Annotated in this window: 1 protein-coding gene; it reads left to right on the forward strand. The window is 53.7% G+C overall.

Annotated elements, in window-relative coordinates; translation table 11 throughout:
* Positions 1-307: NAD(P)-binding domain-containing protein (locus tag A3750_RS04820; RefSeq protein ID WP_231871716.1), on the forward strand; the 307-nt coding region annotated here is incomplete at both ends.

Here is a 307-nt window from a genome sequence, read left to right on the forward strand (position 1 = left end):
AACAGGAGAGGTGGTCGAGTCAGTATTAATGCAAGAAGGTGTTCTGGATTCAATTTCGGCGGGCAGCCTAGTCATTGATATGAGTTCGATTCCGCCTGAACAAGCTCGTTCCCATGCCTCAAGGCTCCATGAGCGGAGTATTCGATACCTTGATGCGCCAGTCTCAGGCGGAACGGTCGGTGCGGCTGAAGCATCGCTTTCGATCATGGCAGGTGGAGAAAGAGCCGACGTTGAATACGCCAATTCCATTTTCAGCGCTCTCGGAAAAGCAACGCATATTGGAGCGCATGGCTGCGGCCAGCTCGCG

The sequence above is a fragment of the Oleiphilus sp. HI0079 genome, from assembly GCF_001635105.1.